Origin of the sequence: Thauera sp. WH-2, from assembly GCF_048321015.1 — a bacterium.
GTDB lineage: Bacteria > Pseudomonadota > Gammaproteobacteria > Burkholderiales > Rhodocyclaceae > Thauera.
Genome location: NZ_JBLWFG010000007.1, coordinates 130,219 through 149,851, shown reverse-complemented (window position 1 = coordinate 149,851; position 19,633 = coordinate 130,219). Strand labels below are relative to the sequence as shown.

At 65.5% G+C, this 19,633-nt stretch carries 21 protein-coding genes; 14 read left to right on the top strand and 7 right to left on the bottom strand.

Annotation, left to right across the window (positions count from 1 at the left end; translation table 11 throughout):
* Positions 1-78 precede the first annotated feature (78 nt).
* Positions 79-1,014: a protein-methionine-sulfoxide reductase catalytic subunit MsrP gene (gene msrP, locus ACNKW1_RS12780; protein WP_418364974.1), complete on the top strand. Its 936-nt coding sequence runs from the start codon at positions 79-81 to the stop codon at positions 1,012-1,014.
* A gap of 24 nt (positions 1,015-1,038) precedes the next feature.
* Positions 1,039-1,722: a sulfite oxidase heme-binding subunit YedZ gene (locus ACNKW1_RS12775; protein WP_418364973.1), complete on the top strand. Its 684-nt coding sequence runs from the start codon at positions 1,039-1,041 to the stop codon at positions 1,720-1,722.
* 114 nt (positions 1,723-1,836) lie between these two features.
* On the opposite strand, the gene ACNKW1_RS12770 is transcribed toward ACNKW1_RS12775, so the two are convergent.
* The 3 genes from ACNKW1_RS12770 to yjgA all read right to left on the bottom strand — a co-directional run bounded on the left by ACNKW1_RS12770 (position 1,837) and on the right by yjgA (position 4,377).
* Positions 1,837-3,099 carry a methyltransferase gene (locus tag ACNKW1_RS12770; protein ID WP_418364972.1) on the bottom strand — a complete coding sequence of 421 codons (1,263 nt, stop codon included), beginning with the start codon at positions 3,097-3,099 and terminating at the stop codon, positions 1,837-1,839.
* A 5-nt stretch (positions 3,100-3,104) separates the two neighbouring features.
* The gene (mog, locus tag ACNKW1_RS12765) at positions 3,105-3,695 is read right to left on the bottom strand and encodes a molybdopterin adenylyltransferase (RefSeq protein ID WP_418364971.1); all 591 of its coding nucleotides are present in this window, start codon (positions 3,693-3,695) and stop codon (positions 3,105-3,107) included.
* A gap of 70 nt (positions 3,696-3,765) precedes the next feature.
* Positions 3,766-4,377 (bottom strand): ribosome biogenesis factor YjgA, encoded by a 612-nt coding sequence (yjgA, locus tag ACNKW1_RS12760; RefSeq protein ID WP_418364970.1) that lies wholly within the window; start codon positions 4,375-4,377, stop codon positions 3,766-3,768.
* Positions 4,378-4,442: 65 nt separating this feature from the next.
* Here yjgA and pmbA point away from each other — a divergent pair, with 65 nt between their 5' ends.
* The 9 genes from pmbA (at position 4,443) to ribD (ending at position 14,360) form a co-directional block, all read left to right on the top strand.
* Positions 4,443-5,789 (top strand): metalloprotease PmbA, encoded by a 1,347-nt coding sequence (gene pmbA, locus ACNKW1_RS12755; protein ID WP_418364969.1) that lies wholly within the window; start codon positions 4,443-4,445, stop codon positions 5,787-5,789.
* Between the two features lie 80 nt (positions 5,790-5,869).
* Entirely contained in the window at positions 5,870-6,973 is a 1,104-nt protein-coding gene (locus tag ACNKW1_RS12750; RefSeq protein WP_418364968.1) for a TRAP transporter substrate-binding protein, read from the top strand.
* A 78-nt stretch (positions 6,974-7,051) separates the two neighbouring features.
* On the top strand, positions 7,052-7,714 hold the full coding sequence (locus ACNKW1_RS12745) for a histidine phosphatase family protein (protein WP_418364967.1): 663 nt from the start codon (positions 7,052-7,054) through the stop codon (positions 7,712-7,714).
* A gap of 110 nt (positions 7,715-7,824) precedes the next feature.
* Positions 7,825-8,907: a TRAP transporter substrate-binding protein gene (locus tag ACNKW1_RS12740; RefSeq protein ID WP_418364966.1), complete on the top strand. Its 1,083-nt coding sequence runs from the start codon at positions 7,825-7,827 to the stop codon at positions 8,905-8,907.
* 126 nt (positions 8,908-9,033) lie between these two features.
* Complete coding sequence (locus ACNKW1_RS12735) at positions 9,034-9,621, top strand: TRAP transporter small permease subunit (RefSeq protein ID WP_418364965.1); 588 nt, start codon at positions 9,034-9,036, stop codon at positions 9,619-9,621.
* Positions 9,618-11,321, top strand: coding sequence for a TRAP transporter large permease (locus tag ACNKW1_RS12730; protein WP_418364964.1), 1,704 nt, complete (start codon positions 9,618-9,620; stop codon positions 11,319-11,321). The genes ACNKW1_RS12735 and ACNKW1_RS12730 overlap by 4 nt, the downstream gene beginning before the upstream one ends.
* Before the next feature lie 152 nt (positions 11,322-11,473).
* Positions 11,474-12,724: a serine hydroxymethyltransferase gene (gene glyA, locus ACNKW1_RS12725; RefSeq protein WP_418364963.1), complete on the top strand. Its 1,251-nt coding sequence runs from the start codon at positions 11,474-11,476 to the stop codon at positions 12,722-12,724.
* A gap of 45 nt (positions 12,725-12,769) precedes the next feature.
* A complete protein-coding gene (gene nrdR, locus ACNKW1_RS12720; protein ID WP_418364962.1) occupies positions 12,770-13,282 on the top strand; it encodes a transcriptional regulator NrdR in 513 nt (170 codons plus the stop codon).
* The gene (ribD, locus tag ACNKW1_RS12715; RefSeq protein WP_418364961.1) at positions 13,263-14,360 is read left to right on the top strand and encodes a bifunctional diaminohydroxyphosphoribosylaminopyrimidine deaminase/5-amino-6-(5-phosphoribosylamino)uracil reductase RibD; all 1,098 of its coding nucleotides are present in this window, start codon (positions 13,263-13,265) and stop codon (positions 14,358-14,360) included. Before nrdR ends, ribD begins: the two co-directional genes overlap by 20 nt.
* Positions 14,361-14,378: 18 nt before the next feature.
* Here the strand turns inward: ribD and ACNKW1_RS12710 are convergent, their stop codons facing one another.
* Genes ACNKW1_RS12710 through ACNKW1_RS12695 form a run of 4 tightly spaced genes read right to left on the bottom strand, consistent with a single transcriptional unit; the run spans position 14,379 to position 18,372 of the window.
* The gene (locus ACNKW1_RS12710) at positions 14,379-15,131 is read right to left on the bottom strand and encodes a HesA/MoeB/ThiF family protein (protein WP_418364960.1); all 753 of its coding nucleotides are present in this window, start codon (positions 15,129-15,131) and stop codon (positions 14,379-14,381) included.
* A 10-nt stretch (positions 15,132-15,141) separates the two neighbouring features.
* On the bottom strand, positions 15,142-15,591 hold the full coding sequence (locus tag ACNKW1_RS12705; RefSeq protein WP_418365003.1) for a hypothetical protein: 450 nt from the start codon (positions 15,589-15,591) through the stop codon (positions 15,142-15,144).
* Between the two features lie 23 nt (positions 15,592-15,614).
* Positions 15,615-16,997, bottom strand: coding sequence for a S41 family peptidase (locus ACNKW1_RS12700; RefSeq protein ID WP_418364959.1), 1,383 nt, complete (start codon positions 16,995-16,997; stop codon positions 15,615-15,617).
* Positions 16,998-17,043: 46 nt separating this feature from the next.
* The gene (locus ACNKW1_RS12695) at positions 17,044-18,372 is read right to left on the bottom strand and encodes a murein hydrolase activator EnvC family protein (RefSeq protein ID WP_418364958.1); all 1,329 of its coding nucleotides are present in this window, start codon (positions 18,370-18,372) and stop codon (positions 17,044-17,046) included.
* A gap of 138 nt (positions 18,373-18,510) precedes the next feature.
* On the opposite strand from ACNKW1_RS12695, the gene ACNKW1_RS12690 reads away from it, so the two are divergent.
* From ACNKW1_RS12690 to grxC, 3 genes are read left to right on the top strand one after another with little or no spacing between them, the layout of a single operon-like run.
* Positions 18,511-18,840, top strand: coding sequence for an ArsR/SmtB family transcription factor (locus ACNKW1_RS12690; RefSeq protein ID WP_418364957.1), 330 nt, complete (start codon positions 18,511-18,513; stop codon positions 18,838-18,840).
* Between the two features lie 50 nt (positions 18,841-18,890).
* Positions 18,891-19,307: a rhodanese-like domain-containing protein gene (locus tag ACNKW1_RS12685; RefSeq protein ID WP_418364956.1), complete on the top strand. Its 417-nt coding sequence runs from the start codon at positions 18,891-18,893 to the stop codon at positions 19,305-19,307.
* A 2-nt stretch (positions 19,308-19,309) separates the two neighbouring features.
* The gene (gene grxC, locus ACNKW1_RS12680) at positions 19,310-19,579 is read left to right on the top strand and encodes a glutaredoxin 3 (RefSeq protein WP_418364955.1); all 270 of its coding nucleotides are present in this window, start codon (positions 19,310-19,312) and stop codon (positions 19,577-19,579) included.
* The last annotated feature ends 54 nt before the right edge of the window (positions 19,580-19,633 follow it).

Sequence of the window (19,633 nt, the reverse complement as noted above, 5' to 3'; positions counted from 1 at the left end):
TCGTACACTGCACGCGGCGCCACGACGCATGACGCCCGGCATCTTCAAACGCACGCCCCAACCCGGAGAACCCCGACCATGCTGATCAAGAAGCCGGCCGACATCCTGCCTTCCGAAATCACCCCACAGGCCCTTTTCGCACGCCGGCGTGAATTCCTGACCCGCAGCGGCGCGGGGCTGATCGCGGGCGCAGCCGCGTGGCACGGCATCCCGGGCATGGCCCACGCCGCGACGAAGCTGCACACCCAGCCCTCGGTGCTGAGCACGTCCGAGGAACCCACGCCCTACGATGCGCTGACGACCTACAACAACTTCTACGAGTTTGGCACCGCCAAGGGCGATCCGGCCTCGAACGCGCACCGCATGCAGGTGCGCCCGTGGACGGTGCGCGTGGAGGGCCTCGTCGGCAAGCCGCGCAACTTCGACATCGATGACCTGCTCAAGCTTGCCCCGCTGGAGGAGCGCATCTACCGCCTGCGCTGCGTCGAGGCCTGGTCCATGGTGGTACCCTGGGTCGGCTTCCCGCTCGCCGCGCTGCTGAAGGAAGTGGAACCGCTGGGCAGCGCGAAGTATGTCGAATTCGTCACCCACTACGACCCCAAAGTGATGAATACGGACGTCATCGACTGGCCTTACACCGAAGGCTTGCGTCTGGACGAAGCGCTGCATCCGCTGACCATCCTTTCCGTCGGCCTTTATGGTGAGGTGCTGCCGAACCAGAACGGTGCACCGATCCGTCTGGTCGTGCCGTGGAAATACGGATTCAAGAGTGCCAAATCCATCGTCACCATCCGCCTCACCGAAACGGAGCCGGCCACCGCCTGGAACAAGTTCGCACCGCAGGAATATGGCTTCTATTCCAACGTGAACCCGCAGGTGCGCCACCCGCGCTGGAGCCAGCACAGCGAGCGCCGGATCGGCGAGGTACGCAAGCGCCCCACGCAGATGTTCAACGGCTATGCCGACCAGGTCGCCGGCCTGTATCAGGGCATGGACCTGAAAAAATTCTACTGAGCAGCACTGCGCTCCACCCAAGCGATGACCCTCTCTCTCAAGGCACCCTCCGCGGGCCTGATCGTAGCCGCCAAGACCCTCATCTTCATCCTCTGCCTGCTGCCCGCGATCCATCTCGCGCTCGGCTGGCAGGCGAACACGCTCGGCGCCAACCCGATCGAGACGCTCACCCACGCCACGGGCGAGTGGGCCTTGCGCCTGCTGCTGATCACGCTGGTGGTGACTCCGCTGCGCCGCCTCAGCGGCCTGCACTGGCTGCTGCGCCTGCGCCGCATGCTGGGGTTGTTCGCGTTCGCCTATGCACTGGCCCACTTCGCGATCTATCTGTGGCTGGACCAGTTCTTCGACGTGAACGCAATTGCACTCGACATCCTCGACCGGCCCTTCATCACCGTCGGCTTCGCGGCTTTCGTGCTGATGATCCCGCTCGCCGCCACCTCGAACAGCTTTGCCATCCGTCGCCTCGGCGGGCGCCGATGGCAGTCGCTGCACCGCTCCACCTACGCGGTCGCGATCTTCGCGGTTGTGCACTTCTGGTGGCTGGTGAAGGCGGACATCAGCGAGCCGCTGCTCTATGCGAGCATCCTCGCCGTGCTGCTCGGTCTGCGCGCCTGGTGGCGCGAGGTCGAGCGTCGGCGGCAGCTCTCGGTGCCGCCGACGGCGAAACATCTGGAAAAGAAGGTGATCCGACTGGTGCCGCGACAGTAGGTTTTCCTTGCTTCCGGGGGCATTTATCTGCGCCCGGGAAGACGGAAAACCGTTTCCCGCAGGGTCGCTCGAAGCGAAGGCGCCGCTGTGCGGTGCGCTGAGCGGATTCCGCGTTCAGCGCTCCGCGACGCCCAAGCGCCAGAGCGAGGTCGTTTCCGCTGCACGCGCCGCATGCAGCGGATCTTCGGCGTCGGCCACCTTGCGGTGGCGCGGACGGATGTCCTCGCGGCCGAGCACGCGCAATCCGGCAGCGTCTATCCAGCCCAGGAGCTCGACACGGCTGCGCAGCCCGAGGTGTTCGGCGAGATCGGACAGGATCAGCCAGCCCTCCCCGCCCTCCTCGAGGTGTTCCGCCAAACCGGCGAGGAAACCGCGCAGCATGCGACTGTCGGGGTCGTAGACAGCGTGTTCGATCGCAGCGCTCGGCTTGGCCGGCACCCAGGGCGGGTTGCACACCACCAGCGGCGCCCGACCGGGCGGAAAGAGATCGGTCAGCAGCAACTCGATGCGACCCGTGGGCGCTTGATGGGCCGCAGAGGTCGTGCTCGAATCCGCACCGCAGGGGCTGTCCTGCTGCGCAGCCTCCGCCAGCAGGCCGAGGCGGGCGAGGTTCTCCTGCGCGCAGCCCAGCGCGCGCGGCGACACGTCGGTGGCCACCACGCGCGACACCCCGCGGCGCGCGAGCAGCGCGGCGATGACGCCGGTGCCGGTGCCGATGTCGAAGGCTTGCGTCTTCGCGGGCAGGCGCGCGCGCGCGATCAGGTCGAGGTACTCACCGCGGATCGGCGAATACACGCCATACCAGGGGTGGATCCGCGCACCGAGCAGCGGGATGTCCACGCCCTTGCGCCGCCACTCGTGCGCACCGACGAGACCGAGCAGTTCGCGCAGCGACATTACGAAGGGCGCCGCCGCCAGATCCCCATCGGGCGTGCCGGACACGGCCTCGGCGACGACCTCAAGCACCTCGGGCGCACGCCGCAGCGGAATGCGCCCACCGACCTCGAAGGGAATCAACAGCATGCCCAGCGTGCGTGCGCGCTGCGCCTGTGCCATGCGGTGGAGGTGGAAGGCCTGCGCAGGCGAAACAGGCTGCTTGCCCCGCTTGCCTGCCTTGCCCTGCTTGCGCGGGCGGGCGTCGGCGCGGCGCGCCATGGCCTGCAGCAACTGGCGGGCGTTGTGATAGTCGCCGCGCCACAGCAGCGCAGTGCCCTCACAGGCCAGCCGCCAGGCTGTGTCAGCCTTGGTGGTGTCATCCGCGACCACCACGCGGCGTGGCGGCGCCTGGCCGCTTTCGGAGCGCCAGCGTGCGCTGCAAGCACGCACGCCGCCGTCTTCGGTCACCTCTTCCCAGAACAGTTCGGTCGGCGTGTTCACCGTCTTCAGGCCTGCTTCGGCCGAATTGCGTGCTTGGGGCGGAACGCCTTGATCACTGCGCCATCCGTCTCGATGTACGGGCCGCCAACGAGGTCGATGCAGTAGGGCACCGCGGCAAAGATGCCAACATGACGCACGCTGCCGTCGGCATCACGCACGCCCTCGAGCGTCTCGCGGATCGACTTGGGCTGGCCCGGAAGGTTGATGATCAGGCACTTGCCGCGGATCACCGCGACCTGGCGCGACAGGATGGCAGTGGGCACGAAGTTGAGGCTGATGCGGCGCATCTCCTCGCCGAAGCCGGGCATCTCCTTGTCACCGATGGCAAGGGTCGCTTCGGGCGTCACGTCGCGTACCGCCGGGCCGGTGCCGCCGGTGGTGAGCACCAGATGGCAACCAACATCGTCGACGAGCTCGACGAGGGTGCGCTCGATCCGCGCCCGCTCGTCGGGGATCAGGCGGGTCTCGGCTGCCCACGGCGAGGTGAGCGCCCTCCCCAGCCAGTCCTTCAGCGCTGGGATGCCCTGGTCTTCGTACGTGCCGTCCGAGGCGCGGTCGCTGATCGACACCAGGCCGATGCGGATGTGTTCACTCATGGAATCGCTCTCCGTGGTTCTTGTGCCTGAAGGTCTGTGCGGCACCCTGCGCGGCAGTCAGCCGCATTGTTCATGCCTGTGGCGGTGCATCCTCGTCGACATCGTCGCCCATCGGCAGCCCGAGCACGGCGAGTTCTTCCTCGGCGGCCTCCTGTGCCGCCTGCAGATCACGCAGCACACGGAAAATCTCACGGAAGGACTTGGGCGGCTTCGCTGCCTCGCGCTCCTTGAGCGCATTGCGGCGCAGGGTGCGCAGGTACTGCAGGTCGGCCTCGGGCCAGGTCTCGGCGATGGTACCGATGGTCTGCTCGTCTGCCAGCAGTTGCTCTCGCAGGCGCTCGAGACGGTGCATCTTCGCCACTTCGGCAGCCGAGTTGCCGGCGAAGATCTCCAGCTGGGCCTGGATGGGCTCGGGGTCGATCTTGCGCATGAGCTTGCCGATGTACTGCAACTGGCGGCGGCGGGCTTCCATCTTGAAGCCCTGCGCAGCGCGGATGGCCTCGTACAGGGTTTCAGGCAGCGGCACTTTCTTGAGTCGCTCGGGCGAGAGCGCAACAAGCTGCTCGCCGAGGTCCTGCAGCGCCTGCATCTCGCGCTTGCGGCTGCTCTTGCTCGGCGGTTCAAGGAAGTCGTCTTCGGATTCGGGTTCTGCTTGGCCGTGGCGGCGCGATTCTGAGCGCATTGCGTGCGTGGGGGGCTGGCTTGATCGGGTTAAGATTATAGCCTTTGCACGCAGACGACCCCTCCATGTCCAGTCAAGGCTTTTCCTTCTCGCAGGCACATCTCGCGGAGATCGCCGGCGACATCCTGAAGCACGCGAAGAAGCTCGGCGCATCGGCCTGCGAGACCGACGTCTCGGAGGGCTTCGGCCAGTCCGTTGCGGTCCGTCGGAGCGAAGTCGACACGATCGAGTACAACCGCGACAAGGGCGTCGGCGTCACCGTCTATCTCGGTCAGCAACGCGGCTACGCGAGCACCTCCGATTTCTCGAAGAAGGCACTCAAGGCCACAGTCGAGGCAGCCATCTCGATCGCCCGCTTCACGGCCCCCGACCCCTGCGCAGGGCTGGCCGATGCAGCGCTGATGGCACGCACGAAGAAGCTTCCGGACCTCGACCTCTTCCATCCCTGGGCGATCGACGTCGCGGAAGCGATCGAACTCGCGCGCCGCTGCGAGGAATCGGCCTTCGCGGTGAGCCCGAAGATCACCAACTCCGAAGGCGCGAACACATCGATCCAGCAGTCGCATTTCGTTTCGGCCAACAGCCACGGGTTCGTGGGCGGCTACGCCACCACACGCCACGGCCTGTCCTGCTCGGTGATCGCCGGAGAGGGCGACGGCATGCAGCGCGAGTTCTGGTACGACGCCCGCCGCGACCCCGCCGAATTGCTGTCGCCCGAAGAGATCGGCCGGGTGGCCGGCGAGCGAGCGCTCGCTCGCCTGGGCGCGAAGAAGATCCGCACCTGCGAGGTACCGGTGATCTTCGAGGCACCGCTCGCGGTGTCTCTGGTGGGCAATTTCGTGCAGGCAGCCAGCGGCGGCGCGCTCTACCGCAAGGCAAGCTTCCTGCTCGACAGCCTCGGCCAGCCGCTTTTTCCGGCAACGGTAAACATCTCCGAGCGCCCTCACCTGCGCAAGGCATTCGGCTCCAGCCCCTTCGACAGCGACGGCGTCGCCACCCGTGACCGCGAGGTGGTCCGCGACGGCGTGCTGGAAGGGTATTTCCTGTCCGCGTACTCCGCCCGCAAGCTGGGCATGCAGACCACCGGCAACGCCGGCGGCTCCCACAACCTGATCGTGCACCCCGGGGAGCACGATCTCGCCAGCCTGATCCGGCAAATGGACCGGGGTCTGCTCGTGACCGAACTCCTCGGCCACGGCGTGAATTACGTAACGGGCGACTACTCGCGCGGCGCGGCAGGCTTCTGGGTGGAAAAAGGCCGCATCAAGCATGCGGTCGAGGAGGTGACCATTGCCGGCAACCTGCGAGAGATGTTCCGCAGCATCGTCGCCATTGGCAAGGATGCCCTGCCGCGCAGCGCCAAGCAGTGCGGCTCGGTGCTGATCGAGCACATGAAGGTGGCTGGTCGCTGAAACCAGCGCATGCAAGTCCCGGAAGCAGACGCGGGTCTATATAATCGTCTGCGCATTCAACACACCCGCAAGGAGATAACGTGGAACGTCGCTCATTCCTCAAGAAGGCAGGCGCCAGCCTGGCCGCTGGCGCTGCCGGCGCAGCCTCGACGGCAGCCATCGCCGCCCCCGCAGTCCAGACCGGCCTGCCCGAGATCAAGTGGCGAATGACCTCGAGCTTCCCCAAGAGCATCGACACGCTGATGGGCAGCGCCGACCTGCTCGCGAACCGCCTGCGCGAGATCACCGGCGGCAAGTTCGACATCCGCGTTTATCCGGCCGGCGAACTGCTGCCGGGCATGCAGGCGCTGGACGCGGTGCAGCAGGGCACCGTCGAGATGTGCCACACCTGCTCCTACTACTACACCGGCAAGGACAAGGCCTTCGGCTTTGGCACCGCCATTCCCTTCGGCCTCAACGCGCGCCAGATGGACGCCTGGATCATCGCCGGCGGCGGTCAGGAATTGCTCGACGAGTTCTACAGCAACTACAACGTCTACTCCTTCCTCGGCGGCAACACCGGCGTGCAGATGGGTGGCTGGTTCCGCAAGCAGATCAACACGGTCGATGACGTCAAGGGCCTGAAATTCCGCATCCCCGGCATCGGCGGCGAGATCCTCGCGCGCATGGGCGCGATTCCGCAGCAGCTGGGCGCCGGCGACATCTACGCCGCGCTGGAGAAGGGCACCATCGACGCAGCCGAGTTCGTCGCCCCGTACGACGACGAGAAGCTGGGCTTCCACAAGGTGGCGCCCTACTACTACGCCCCGGGTTTCTGGGAGCCGGGTCCTGCGGTTCACTTCTATGTGAACAAGCAGGAATGGGAGAAGCTGCCCGCGGAGTACCAGGCCGCCTTCCGCGCCGCCGCGCGCGAAGCGCACATCCTGATGACCGCCAGCTACGACCACAAGAATCCGCAGGCCCTCGCCCGCTTGCTCGCGCAGGGCGTCAAGCTGCAGCGCTTCTCGAACGAGATCATGCAGAAGGCGTACGAGATCAGCCAGGAACTGTACGACGAAGAGTCGGCGAAGAACCCGGCGTGGAAGAAGATCTACACCGAGTTCGTCAAGTACCGCCAGTCGCAGAACGCCTGGTTCGGCGTAGCAGAAGCCACATACGACCGCTTCATGCAGTCGGTGCGCTGAGCTTCGCCGCTCCCTGCATCCGCAGCACTCGAGGAGCCCCGCGCGGGCTCCTCGTTTTTTTCCCGCCCGAGCCACTTCATGCACGCCCCGCCCCTCACCGCATCAAGCTGCCGTCTCTGCCTCGTACGTCACGGCGAAACCGCCTGGAACGTGGAACGCCGGCTGCAGGGACATCTGGACGTTCCACTCAATCCGCTCGGCCACCGCCAGGCCGAAGCCACCGCGATGCGCCTCGGCAGCCTTCGCTTCGCCGCGCTCTACAGCAGCGATCTCTGCCGCGCACAACAGACGGCGACCGCGGTCGCCAACCGCCATGGCCTGGCCGTCGTCACGGAGCCGCGCCTGCGGGAGCGTCATTACGGACTGTTCCAGGGACTCACCTACGATGAGGCCGAGCGCCTGCACCCGGACGCGTACCGCAGCTTCGTGCAGCGCGACCCTGGCTTCGCCTTTCCCGAGGGCGGCGAGAGCCTGGAGGACTTCGCCGCGCGGGTGCACAGCGTGCTCGACGAGATCACCGTCCGCCACCCGGGCGAGCAGGTGCTGGTGGTGACCCACGGGGGGGTGCTCGACATCGTGCACCGCATCGCAGCCCGCAAGGACCTGCACGCACCGCGCGATTTTTCCATCCCCAACGCAGCGCTCAACTGGATCGAGCGGACCGACGACCGCTGGCGCTTGTTGCGCTGGGCCGAGCAGACGCACCTCGAAGGCGCTCGCGACGAATTGCCGAACGCATAAAACGCCATATCCATAAAATCCCTCGGATAAGGGTTTTCCTCGGTTTTCGCCAGTACTGGCACGCTCCTTATAATCGGTCGCGGTTGCAAACCAACACCAAAGGAGACACCGTGGAACGTCGCAAATTCATTCAGGGCGCCGGTATGGCCGGCATTCTCGCGGCCGGCGCCGCCCCCGCCATCGTGCACGCGCAGGAACAGATCCGCTGGCGCCTCGCGTCAAGCTTCCCGAAGTCGCTCGACACGGTCTTCGGGGCATCGGAGATCTTCGCGAAGAACGTTTCCGACGCGACCGGCGGCAAGTTCAACATCACCGTCTATCCGGCCGGTGAACTGGTCCCCGCCTTCGGCGTAGTCGACGCCGTGCAACAGGGCACCGTGGAATGCGCTCACACCGCGCCCTACTATTTCTTCGGCAAGGACGAGACCTTCGCACTCGACTGCGCAGTGCCTTTCGGCATGGCCTCGCGTGCGATGACCGCATGGATGAACGAGGGCGATGGCCTCAAGCTCATGCGCGAGTTCTACGCGCAATACAACATCGTAAACCTGCCCTGCGGTAACACCGGCGCGCAAATGGGCGGCTGGTACCGCAAGGAGATCAACTCGGTCGCCGACATCAACGGCCTGAAGATGCGCATCGGCGGCTTCGGCGGTCGCGTGCTGAGCAAGCTCGGTGCCGTGCCCCAGAACATCCCAGCCGGCGAAATCTACCAGGCGCTGGAGAAAGGCACGATCGACTCCGCGGAGTGGATCGGCCCTTACGACGACCTCAAGCTCGGCCTCTACAAGGTCGCGAAGAACTACTACTTCCCCGCATGGTGGGAGGGCAGCACCCAGTTCTCCGTCTACATCAACGACAAGCAGTGGAACAGCCTGTCCAAGGAGTATCAGGCGATCGTCCAACTCGCGGCAGCCGATGCGCATGTACGTTGCCAGGCGCGCTACGATGGGCGCAACCCGGGTGCGCTCAAGCAACTGGTGGCCGAAGGCGCCAAGCTGAACCGCTTCCCGCGTGACGTGATGGATGCCGCCTTCAAGGCATCGCGCGAAGTGTACGAGGAGATCGCGGCGAAGAACCCGAACTGGCAAAAGGTCTTCCCCGACTACTCCCGCTTCATGGCTGACCAGGTGCAGTGGTTTGCGGTCGCCGAAGGCAACTACTCGCAGTACATGGCCGCACAAAAGCTTTAAGATGCGCGGCGCTTCCCGGCTTCTGCGCGGGAGGCGCCCGTTTCTGCATCTTCGACTCCTCGCTGACCGGGCCTGCATCACGCAGCGTCCGGCAGTGTCGTCCGACCACCGCATCCAGGCCACCCCATGGGAAACCTCCTCCGCCTATCCAGGCTGATCGACGGGCTGACACGCATCGTGGGCAAGTCCACGATGTGGTTCGTGCTCGCCGCCACGCTGATCAGCGCCACGAACGCGATCGCGCGCAAGGCGTTCAACGTCGGCTCCAACGCCTACCTCGAAATCCAGTGGTACCTGTTTGCGGCCGTCTTCCTGCTCGGTGCAGGCTATGCATTCCTGCAAAACGCCCATGTGCGCATCGACGTGCTCGCCAGCCGCCTGTCCATGCGTACCCGAAACATCATCGACATCGTCGGCATCGTGCTGTTCATGCTCCCGATGTGCTGGTTCATGATCGAGTTCTCCTGGCCGCTGGTGAAGAACGCGTATCTTTCGAACGAGATGTCCTCCAATGCGGGTGGCCTGATCCGCTGGCCGGTTTACGCCCTTGTTCCTGCCGGCTTCACCCTGCTGGGGCTGCAGGCGATCTCCGAACTCATCAAGCGGGTCGCCTTCCTCAGGGGACTCGCGCCCAATCCGCTTCTGGCGGCCGTCGATGAGGTCGCCGACGCGACCGAGATCGCCCTCGCCTCCGTCAGCGAGACCCGCAAATGATCGAAATGCTCTCTTCCAGCCTGCCGCAACTGATGTTTCTCGCGCTGGCGATCTTCCTGCTCAGCGGCTTTCCGGTCGCCTTCGCGCTAGCGGCAACGGGGCTGATGTTCGGCTTCATCGGCATCGAGATGGGCCTGCTGCCGGTGAGCCTCTTTCAGGCCCTGCCGCTGCGGGTGTTCGGCATCATCCAGAACGACACGCTGCTTGCGATCCCCTTCTTCACCCTGATGGGTCTGGTTCTCGAACGCAGCGGCATGGCGGAGGATCTGCTCGACACCGTAGGCCAGGTGTTCGGCCCGATCCGGGGGGGGCTCGCACTCGCGGTCATCCTCGTGGGCGCGCTGCTCGCCGCCACCACCGGCGTGGTTGCCGCGTCGGTGATCTCGATGGGCTTGATCTCGCTACCGATCATGCTGCGCTACGGCTACAGCCGCGCGATCGCCTCGGGAGCGATCACCGCCTCGGGCACGCTGGCCCAGGCCGTACCCCCCTCACTGGTGCTGATCGTGATGGCCGACCAGCTTGGCCGCAGCGTCGGCGACCTGTACCGCGGAGCTTTCCTGCCGGCATTCATGCTGATCGGCATGTACGTGCTCTTCATCATCGGCCTGGCCATGTTCAAGCCGAAGATGGTGCCCGCACTGCCACCCGAAGCACGCCAGTATAGAGAACCGAACGGCAGCTCAGGCATGCGCTCGCTGGGCGTTTTCTCCATCTTCGTCACGGTCCTGACGGTCGCCTTCGGCTACTTCTACGCCGACATCGCCTCCGCCATCTCGGGTGCGGAGCGCACGCCCCCCACGGACGAAACGGTGGTCGTCTCGCTGACCGTCGGCACGCTGATCGCATTTTTCGGCGCCGCCCTGAACAAGCTCTTCCGCCTTGGCCTGCTGTCGCGCATCACCGAGCGCGTCACCTTCGTGCTGATTCCGCCGCTCACGCTGATCTTCCTCGTGCTGGGCACGATCTTCCTGGGCGTAGCCACTCCCACCGAAGGCGGCGCCATGGGTGCGGTCGGCGCGCTGCTGATGGCGCTGATGCGACGCCGGCTCGACATGCCGCTGCTCAAGCATGCACTGCAGTCGACCGCCCGCCTGTCGACGTTCGTGCTGTTCATCCTCATCGGCTCGACGCTGTTCAGCTTCACCTTCATCGCGGTCGACGGTCAACTCTGGGTGGAGCACCTGTTCGACAAGCTGCCCGGCGGCCAGATCGGCTTCCTGCTCTTCGTGAACCTGATGGTCTTCGTGCTCGGCTTCTTCCTCGACTTCTTCGAGATCGCCTTCATTCTGGTCCCCCTGCTGGCGCCGGTGGCCGAGAAGCTCGACATCAACCTGATCTGGTTCGGCGTGATGCTGGCGATGAACCTGCAGACCTCCTTCCTGACCCCGCCGTTCGGCTTCGCCCTTTTTTACCTGCGCAGCGTCGCACCCGCGAAGCCCTTCCTCGATCGCGTCACCGGACGTGAGACGGAAGGCGTGAAGACGATGGACATCTACCGCGGCTCGATCCCCTTCGTGCTCATCCAGCTGTTCATGCTCACCTTGCTGCTGGTCTTCCCGGAGATCGTGACGTTCAGCCTCGACAAGCCGGTGGAGTTCGACCCCAACTCCATGCAGCTCGAGATCCCCGGCAGTTTCGGTGGCGGCTGGAACGACGGTGGTGGCAATGGTGGCGGAGCCGGGAACGGCGGCTGGTAAGCCCCCGCGACGGAGATCCTCACGAGGCGCGCATCGTGTTCGATGCGCGCCTTTTTTTGTGCATGCGCGCACGTGATAAACTCCCGCGCTGAACCCAGCCCGCAGGCGAGCATGCGCCTGCGGCCGAACAAATCCTTCTTCGAGCTTCCGACATGTTCTCCTCGCAAGACACCCTCGCCAAATTCGACCCCGAACTGTGGTCCGCCATCCAGGCCGAAAACAAGCGCCAGGAAGACCACATCGAACTGATCGCCTCGGAAAACTATGTCTCCCACGCGGTAATGGAAGCCCAGGGCTCCCAGCTCACCAACAAGTACGCCGAGGGCTATCCGGGCAAGCGCTACTACGGCGGATGCGAGCACGTGGATGTGGCCGAGCAGCTCGCGATCGACCGCCTCAAGGCCCTGTTCGGCGCCGAAGCCGCCAACGTGCAGCCCAACTCCGGCTCGCAGGCCAACCAGGCCGTATTGATGGCCTTCGCGAAACCGGGCGACACCATCATGGGCATGAGCCTGGCCGAAGGTGGCCACCTCACCCACGGCATGCCGCTGAACATGTCGGGCAAGTGGTTCAAGGTCGTTGCGTACGGCCTGAACGAGAAGGAAGAGATCGACTACGACGCGATGGAGCGCCTCGCCCACGAGACGAAACCGAGGATCATCGTCGCCGGCGCGTCGGCATATTCGCTGCGCATTGACTTCGAGCGTTTCGCAAAGGTGGCGAGGGATGTCGGCGCGATCTTCTGGGTCGACATGGCCCACTACGCCGGCCTGATCGCTGCAGGCTTCTACCCCAACCCGGTGCCGCACGCCGACGTCGTCACCTCGACGACCCACAAGACCCTGCGTGGCCCACGCGGCGGGGTGATTCTGATGAAGGCCGAACACGAGAAGGCGCTGAACTCGGCGATTTTCCCGGGCCTGCAGGGTGGTCCGCTGATGCACGTCATCGCAGCCAAGGCGGTGGCCTTCAGGGAAGCAGCCTCGCCCGAGTTCCGCAACTATCAGGAACAGGTGATCGCCAACGCCCGCGTCATGGCGCGCGTACTGGGCGAGGAGCGCGGCCTGCGCATCATTTCCGGCCGCACCGAGTCCCACGTCTTCCTGGTCGACCTGCGCAACAAGAAGATCACCGGCAAGGCTGCGGAGGCAGCGCTGGGCAAGGCCCACATCACGGTCAACAAGAATTCGATCCCGAACGATCCCGAGAAGCCCTTCACCACCTCCGGCATCCGCATCGGCTCGCCGGCAGTTACCACCCGGGGCTTTACCGAGATCGAGGTCGAGAAGGTCGCACACATGATCGCGGACGTACTGGATGCGCCGGACGACGAGGGCGTGATCGAACGCGTGCGCGCCCAGGCGGCCGAGCTGTGCGCAAGATTTCCGGTGTACGGCGAGTAAGGCGCACAAAGGGGGCGGTCGACGCCCCCATGCGCCGCGCAGCCCATGAAATGCCCTTTCTGCGGTGATCCGAACACCCAGGTCACCGACACTCGCGAGAACGAGGACGGCGACGTCGTAAGACGTCGCCGTCGCTGCGTGAAATGCGACAAGCGTTTCACCACCTATGAGCGCATCGATCTGAAGATGCCGCACATCGTCAAACGCAACGGCAACCGGACCGAGTTCGACCACGCCAAGCTCGCCGGAAGCATGAAGCTGGCCCTGCGCAAGCGCCCGGTGACAATCGAGGCGATCGACGCCGCCCTTGACCGCATCGAGGCCAGGCTGCTGGCGCTGGGCGAACAGGAAGTGCCGAGCGAGAAGATCGGCGAACTGGTCATGAAGGAGCTCAAGAAGCTGGACAAGGTCGCCTACATCCGCTTCGCCTCGGTGTATCGGAACTTCGCCGACGTCGATGAGTTCTCCGAAGTGATCCGCGAGGTGCAGACGCGTCCACGCCGCGCCAAGGTCTCCAAACCCGAATCCGACCCCGAGCATGACCTTTTCGGCGGCTGACCATGCTGCCATGGCGCGCGCGCTGCAACTCGCAGCCCGTGGCCTGGACACTACCTCCCCCAATCCGCGCGTCGGCTGCGTGCTGGTGCGCGACGGAGAGATCGTAGGCGAAGGCTGGCACGAGCGCGCCGGCGAGCCGCACGCCGAAATCCACGCCCTGCGCGCAGCGGAGGGCGCAGCCCGCGGCGCCACCGCCTACGTGACCCTCGAGCCCTGCTCGCACTTCGGTCGCACACCGCCCTGCGCCGATGCGCTCATCGACGCGGGCGTGACGCGCGTGGTGGTCGCCATGGTGGACCCCAACCCCCTGGTTGGCGGTCGCGGTCTGGAGCGCTTGCGCGCGACGGGCATCCGCACCGAGTACGGCCTGCTCGAAGATGAGGCGCGCGAACTCAACATCGGTTTCGTGTCCCGCATGACGCGCGGCAGGCCCTGGGTGCGCTTGAAGGCCGCAGCCACCCTGGACGGCAAGACCGCGCTCGAGAACGGCGTCAGCCAATGGATCACTGGTGCCGCCGCCCGTGCCGATGGCCACCGCTGGCGCGCCCGCGCCTGTGCGGTCCTTACCGGCATCGGTACCGTGCGCGAGGACGACCCCCAACTCACCGTGCGCGACGTCCCCTGCACGCGACAGCCGCTACGCATCCTGGTCGATGCAGGTCTGCAGGTTTCACTCGCTGCGCGCATCCTTCAGGGCGCGCCCATCCTGATTGCCACCGCAAGCGCGGACGCAGCGCGCATCACCGCGCTACGCGACCGTGGCCACGAGGTACTGATCGTGCCCAATGCCGCGGGCAAGGTGGATCTCCCCCAACTGTTGCTGCAACTGGGCGCGCGCGGCCTCAACGAGATCCACGTGGAAGCCGGTTTCAAACTCAATGGATCGCTGATGCGCGAAGGTTGCGTGGACGAAGTGCTGCTGTACCTCGCGCCAATGCTGGTCGGGGACGCGGCACACGGACTGTTCAACCTGCCCGCACTCGCGGCACTCGAGGGCGCCACGCGGCTCGACATCCGCGACCTGCGAATGATCGGGCCGGATCTGCGCCTGATCGCCCGTCCGCGCTCCGCTGCCTGAAAAGCAGGCTCGGTCCGCTCAGGCCCGTTGGCTACAAACGGCGCAGCCCGGGTCGCGCGAAAGCGAGACGCTGCGCCACTCCATGGACAGGCCGTCCAGCAGCAGCAAGCGCCCATCCAGGGTGGTGCCGCAGCCGATCAGCAGCTTCAGGGCCTCGGCCGCCTGAATCGTGCCGATGATGCCGACGATGGGTGCAAACACCCCCATCACCGCGCAGCGAACCTCTTCCAGATCCTCACCCTCGGGAAACAGGCAGTGGTAGCAGGCGCCGTCGGAGTTGCGCAGGTCGAACACCGAAACCTGCCCGTCGAAGCGGATCGCGGCCCCGGAGACCAGGGGCTTGCGCAAGCGCACGCAAGCGCGGTTGATCGCATGGCGGGTGGCGAAATTGTCGCTGCAGTCGAGCACCACGTCGGCACGCTCGACTTCCTCTTCCAGCGCCGCGCCCGAAAGGCGCTGCCGGATCGGATCGATGTGGGTCTCCGGATTGAGCCGATGCAGGGTCTCGCGCGCAGAAACCACCTTGGGCGCCCCCACCCGGTCGGCGCTGTGGAGGATCTGGCGCTGCAGATTGGTGAGATCGACCTCGTCGTCGTCTGCAATGGCGAGTGTGCCCACACCCGCTGCCGCGAGGTACATCGCTGCCGGCGAACCCAGTCCGCCCGCCCCGACGATCAGCGCACGCGCATCAAGCAAGCGCTGCTGCCCTTCGACATCGACCTCGGGCAGCAGGATGTGGCGGCTGTAGCGCAGCAGTTGATCGTCGTTCATCGAATGGAGGCTACTTGTACTCGCGCAGCTCGGGGGGCGTGTCGTCGTGATCACCGTGCAACTGGTGGTCCCAGGCCTGAATGTACACCTCGTGCGACTGTTTGATCAGCCGCTCGGGCGAAAGCAGGTTGTGGCGCTGCGTTTCCTCGCAGAAATACACCAGGGCGCGCACCAGCTTGACGTATAGCGAATTCTCAAGCGCGAAGCCGGCATCACGCAGGGCGTCCTCGAGCGTCTCGAGCGAATAGTCGAGCACCGAGTAACGCACGACGATCGTCAGGGTCTCGTCGTCACGCTCTAGTTGCAGGCCCTTCAACGCCTGAAGCGCCTTCCAGGCCCGCTCGACCTGCCCGGGAGGCAGGCCCTTGAAGCGGATCTCACGCTGCTTGTGGATGTCGGCGCCAGGCAAGGGACGGTCGTGATGCCTGCCAGCCAGCTTGTAGGCGGTCTCCCTGCGCATCATTCCCCTCCCGTCCTCATGGTTTATTTTTCATTCTGGACGATCTGCTCACCCTTGAGAAGGCGAATTGCCTGCTGGAGTTGGTAGTCGTCCTCCCCTCCGAAATCGAAACGCACCGGCTCCGTCTCTTCCTCGCTCTCGGCGGGCTTGCCCTCCGCCTTCTCGGCGGCGGCCTTGGCTTCGGCCTCGGGGTCACGATCATTGCCGAGATGGCGAAGCAGGTCAGCCTCGCGCACGCGGCGGCTCGAGCCGTTGGCGCTTTCCTCCACGATGACGTCGGGCTCGATGCCCTTTGCCTGGATGGAGCGGCCGCTGGGGGTGTAATAGCGCGCCGTCGTGAGCTTGATCGCGGTGTTGTTGTTGAGCGGCAGGATGGTCTGCACCGACCCCTTGCCAAAGGTCTGGGTGCCGATCACCGTGGCCCGCTTGTGATCCTGCAGCGCGCCGGCCACGATCTCCGAAGCCGAAGCCGAACCCGCGTTGACCAACACCACCATTGGCACTTCGCGCGCCACCGAAGGCAGGCGACGCAGGAAGTCGTCCCGCGTTCCGCGCAGGTAGTCGGCCGGAGCGGCGCGGTATTCGCGGCGCGCATCCTCGGTGCGACCGTCAGTCGACACCACCAGCGTATCCTGCGGCAGGAACGCCGCCGACACCCCGACTGCACCGTGCAGCAGGCCGCCCGGATCATTGCGCAGGTCGAGCACCAGACCCTGCATCGGCCCCTCGGCGGCGAGCTTGTTCAGGTGATCCACCACCGAAACGGCCGTGTTCTCCTGGAACTGCGCGACACGCAGATAGGCATAACCCGGCTCGATGAGCTTCGACTTGACGCTCTGGACCTTGATCACCTCGCGCGTGAGCGTGATGACGATCGGCTGGGACTGCCCCTTGCGCATGATGGTCAGCGTGATGTCGGTCTTGGGCTTGCCGCGCATGCGCTTGACCGCATCGTTCAGACTCATGCCCTTGACCGGCGTGTCGTCAAGTTTGACGATCAGGTCGCCCGCCTGCACTCCGGCACGGAACGCGGGGGTGTCCTCGATCGGGGAGATGACCTTCACGAAGCCATCCTCCATGCCGACCTCGATGCCCAGGCCGCCAAACTCGCCCTGGGTACCCACCTGCAGATCCTTGAACGCCTCCGCGTCGAGGTAGGCCGAGTGCGGATCCAGGCCCGACAGCATGCCGCTGATCGAATCGGTGATGAGCTTTTTGTCCTCGACCGGCTCGACGTAGCCCTGCTTGATCGCGTTGAACACATCCGCGTACGCGCGCAACTCATCGACCGGCAGCGGCACCTGCACGCTGCGGTCGGCACTGGCGGAAAAATTGAGACTGATCAGGACGCCGGCGACCATGCCGGTCATCACGAGGCCGAACTGTTTCAGCTTGCTGCTGCGCATGAGAACTCCATTGATGCGCCGGCGACTTGGCCGGCCTTGCCTTCGGTCAGTTGAGCCGCACCCACTGCATCGGGTCGAGCGGCTGACCGCCGTGGCGGATTTCGAAGTATAAACCCGATTCGTTGCCCACTCCGCCGGCGCCCACGCTGGCGATCACGTCACCACCGCCCACGCGCTCGCCCACATCCCGGAGCAGGGTGTCGTTATTACCGTAGATGGAAAGGTAGTCGCTGCCGTGGTCGACGATGATGAGGTTTCCGTACCCGCGCAACCAGTCCGAAAAGACCACCTCTCCGCCCGCGATCGCGCGCACCTCCATCCCCGAACCAGCGCGGATGAACACACCCTTCCAGGTTGTGCCACCCTCGGCTCTTTGAGCGCCGAAGCGCCCGACAAGTTCGCCCCGCACCGGAAAGCGCATCTGGCCGCGCAGATCCTTGAAGCGCACCCCGGATGGGGTCGGCGCTGCCGCGGCCCGCACCTCGCCCACCACCGGCTCCACCCTGCGCGGGAGGCTCGGCCGCGCATGGCCCGCGGCCGAGGCAGCGGGCTGCTCCGCCGCCTTGCGCTCGGCCTCGCGCTGCGCGGCGAGCAGCCGGGCGGCCTCACGCTCCGCCTGGGCACGGGCGCGCTTCACCAGCGTGTCAATTACCTGCCCGAGACGCTTCTCGTCCTGCTGCAGGCTGCCGACCGCCTTCTTCTGCGCCTGGAGCTCGCCCGCAACCCTCGCCAGCACCTGCTTGCGCTGCTGCTGCTCGTGTTCGAGGGACTTCCTGCGCGCACGCTGCTCGTCCTCGAGGATCGCAAGTCGGTCGCGGCGCTGCTGGATTTCCTCAGAACGGCGCTGCGTCTCCCGCATGTCGGCGCGCAAACCATCGATCAGCGCGACCCGCGCCCGCCCGAGGTGCTCGAGATAGTGTGCATCACGCGCAAGCTGGTTCGGGTCGCGGGCGGACAGGAGGGGCGCCACGCCGTCGGCCGCGCCATGCACGTACTGGCGGCGCAGCCATTCGCCAAGCTCACTGCGCCGGCTGTCGATGCGCCCCGCGGTTTCGCGCTGCTCAGCCTCCAGCACGCCCAGCTTCTTCTCTGCATCCTTACGCTCCGCCTCAAGCTGCGCGAGCTCCCTGGCTGCACGCGACACGGCGCGCTCGGCCTCGGCAAGCGCCTTCGCCGCTTCGGAACGGCTTGCCTCCGTACGGGCCATCTCCTGCTGCAGGTCGCGGATGCGCTGCTTCAGATCAGCCAGATCCGAACGGTGCTCGTCGATCTGGCCGGAAGGAGGCTGAGGCTGCGCCTGCGCGGGCGAGACGCACCACAAGGCGCCAACAAACCAGGCGCAGACGAACAATCCACAAAAACGTGGGCGCGGCATGCTGCGTCCCGGACGCGATGGAGAAATGGGAGGAGTGGAGGCAGGCACGAAACTGGTGGTAAACCCTTGCTTGCAGGATGTTCTGCATGGGCGCAACGCAATATTTTATACTAACGTTTTGCCCGCGCCGCCCCTATCGTGAACCAGAATGACATCCTCACGCTCATCGACCGCCATGAGCACATCGAAACAGCGGCCCGCGCGCTCAAGGCCATCGCCCACCCCCTGCGCCTCAAGATCCTCTGCGTACTCGGCGACGGAGAGGAGTGCGTGCAGGAAATCGTCGATGCCGTCGGCACCTCGCAAAGCAATGTCTCGCAGCACCTCGCGATCCTGCGTGACAAAGGCGTGCTGCAGACGCGCAAGGACGCCAATCGCGTCTTCTACCGCGTCGGCGATCAGCGCACGCTCCAGCTCATCGTGCTGATGCGCGAGGTCTTCTGCGGCGTGGACGCATCCGAAAGCTGAGCACGCGCTCATTCACGCATTCCTTCCCACCCTGACGGAGCCCCTTTCAAGTGGAATTCCTGCAACAAAATTGGCATTGGGCGGCCCTTGCAGCCGTCTCCGGGGCCTGGTTGATGGTCGAGCTGATCCGCAGCCGCGGCGACGAAAGCCAGGTCTCCCCGGTCCAGGCAACACTGCTCGTGAACCGCGAAGATGCGATCGTCATCGACGTGCGCGAGCAGGGCGAATACGCCCAGGGCCACATCCCGAACGCGCGCCACATCCCCTCGGGCGAGTTCGAGCGCCGTGGCAAGGAGCTGGAAAAGCTGAAGGATCACCCGGTGATCCTGTGCTGCGCCACCGGCGGCCGCTCCAACAGCTGCGCCGCCCAGCTCCGCAAGACCGGCTTCACCCGCATCTACAACCTGCGTGGCGGCATGATGGAATGGCAGAAGGCCGGCCATCCGGTGAGCCGCAAGCGGAAATGAGCATGCAGCCCCACGTCCGCATGTACGCCACCGCGACCTGCCCTTTCTGCATCCGCGCCGAACAGCTGCTGATGCACAAGGGCGTGGCCGGGCTCGAGAAGATCCGCGTCGACCTCGACCCCGTCCGCCGCGAGGAAATGATGAAGCTCAGCGGTCGGCGCACGGTTCCACAGATCTTCATTGGCGACTACCATGTCGGCGGCTGCGACGACCTCTTCGCGCTCGAAGAAGCCGGCCGCCTCGACCCGCTTCTGCAGGGCGAATCCGCTTGACCGCCTGAACATTCTGCCGGCGTGTCCCCGGCCGGCGCACCCATCACCAATCCA

Bases quoted from the DNA above. Each gene is read 5' to 3' on its own strand.
- ACNKW1_RS12700 (WP_418364959.1), bottom strand. From the start codon at position 16,997: ATGCGCAGCAGCAAGCTGAAACAGTTCGGCCTCGTGATGACCGGCATG.
- grxC (WP_418364955.1), top strand. From the start codon at position 19,310: ATGCAGCCCCACGTCCGCATGTACGCCACCGCGACCTGCCCTTTCTGC.
- yjgA (WP_418364970.1), bottom strand. From the start codon at position 4,377: ATGCGCTCAGAATCGCGCCGCCACGGCCAAGCAGAACCCGAATCCGAA.
- ACNKW1_RS12775 (WP_418364973.1), top strand. From the start codon at position 1,039: ATGACCCTCTCTCTCAAGGCACCCTCCGCGGGCCTGATCGTAGCCGCC.
- mog (WP_418364971.1), bottom strand. From the start codon at position 3,695: ATGAGTGAACACATCCGCATCGGCCTGGTGTCGATCAGCGACCGCGCC.
- pmbA (WP_418364969.1), top strand. From the start codon at position 4,443: ATGTCCAGTCAAGGCTTTTCCTTCTCGCAGGCACATCTCGCGGAGATC.
- ACNKW1_RS12710 (WP_418364960.1), bottom strand. From the start codon at position 15,131: ATGAACGACGATCAACTGCTGCGCTACAGCCGCCACATCCTGCTGCCC.
- msrP (WP_418364974.1), top strand. From the start codon at position 79: ATGCTGATCAAGAAGCCGGCCGACATCCTGCCTTCCGAAATCACCCCA.
- ACNKW1_RS12735 (WP_418364965.1), top strand. From the start codon at position 9,034: ATGGGAAACCTCCTCCGCCTATCCAGGCTGATCGACGGGCTGACACGC.
- ACNKW1_RS12695 (WP_418364958.1), bottom strand. From the start codon at position 18,372: ATGCCGCGCCCACGTTTTTGTGGATTGTTCGTCTGCGCCTGGTTTGTT.
- ACNKW1_RS12730 (WP_418364964.1), top strand. From the start codon at position 9,618: ATGATCGAAATGCTCTCTTCCAGCCTGCCGCAACTGATGTTTCTCGCG.
- ribD (WP_418364961.1), top strand. From the start codon at position 13,263: ATGACCTTTTCGGCGGCTGACCATGCTGCCATGGCGCGCGCGCTGCAA.
- nrdR (WP_418364962.1), top strand. From the start codon at position 12,770: ATGAAATGCCCTTTCTGCGGTGATCCGAACACCCAGGTCACCGACACT.
- ACNKW1_RS12705 (WP_418365003.1), bottom strand. From the start codon at position 15,591: ATGCGCAGGGAGACCGCCTACAAGCTGGCTGGCAGGCATCACGACCGT.
- ACNKW1_RS12745 (WP_418364967.1), top strand. From the start codon at position 7,052: ATGCACGCCCCGCCCCTCACCGCATCAAGCTGCCGTCTCTGCCTCGTA.
- glyA (WP_418364963.1), top strand. From the start codon at position 11,474: ATGTTCTCCTCGCAAGACACCCTCGCCAAATTCGACCCCGAACTGTGG.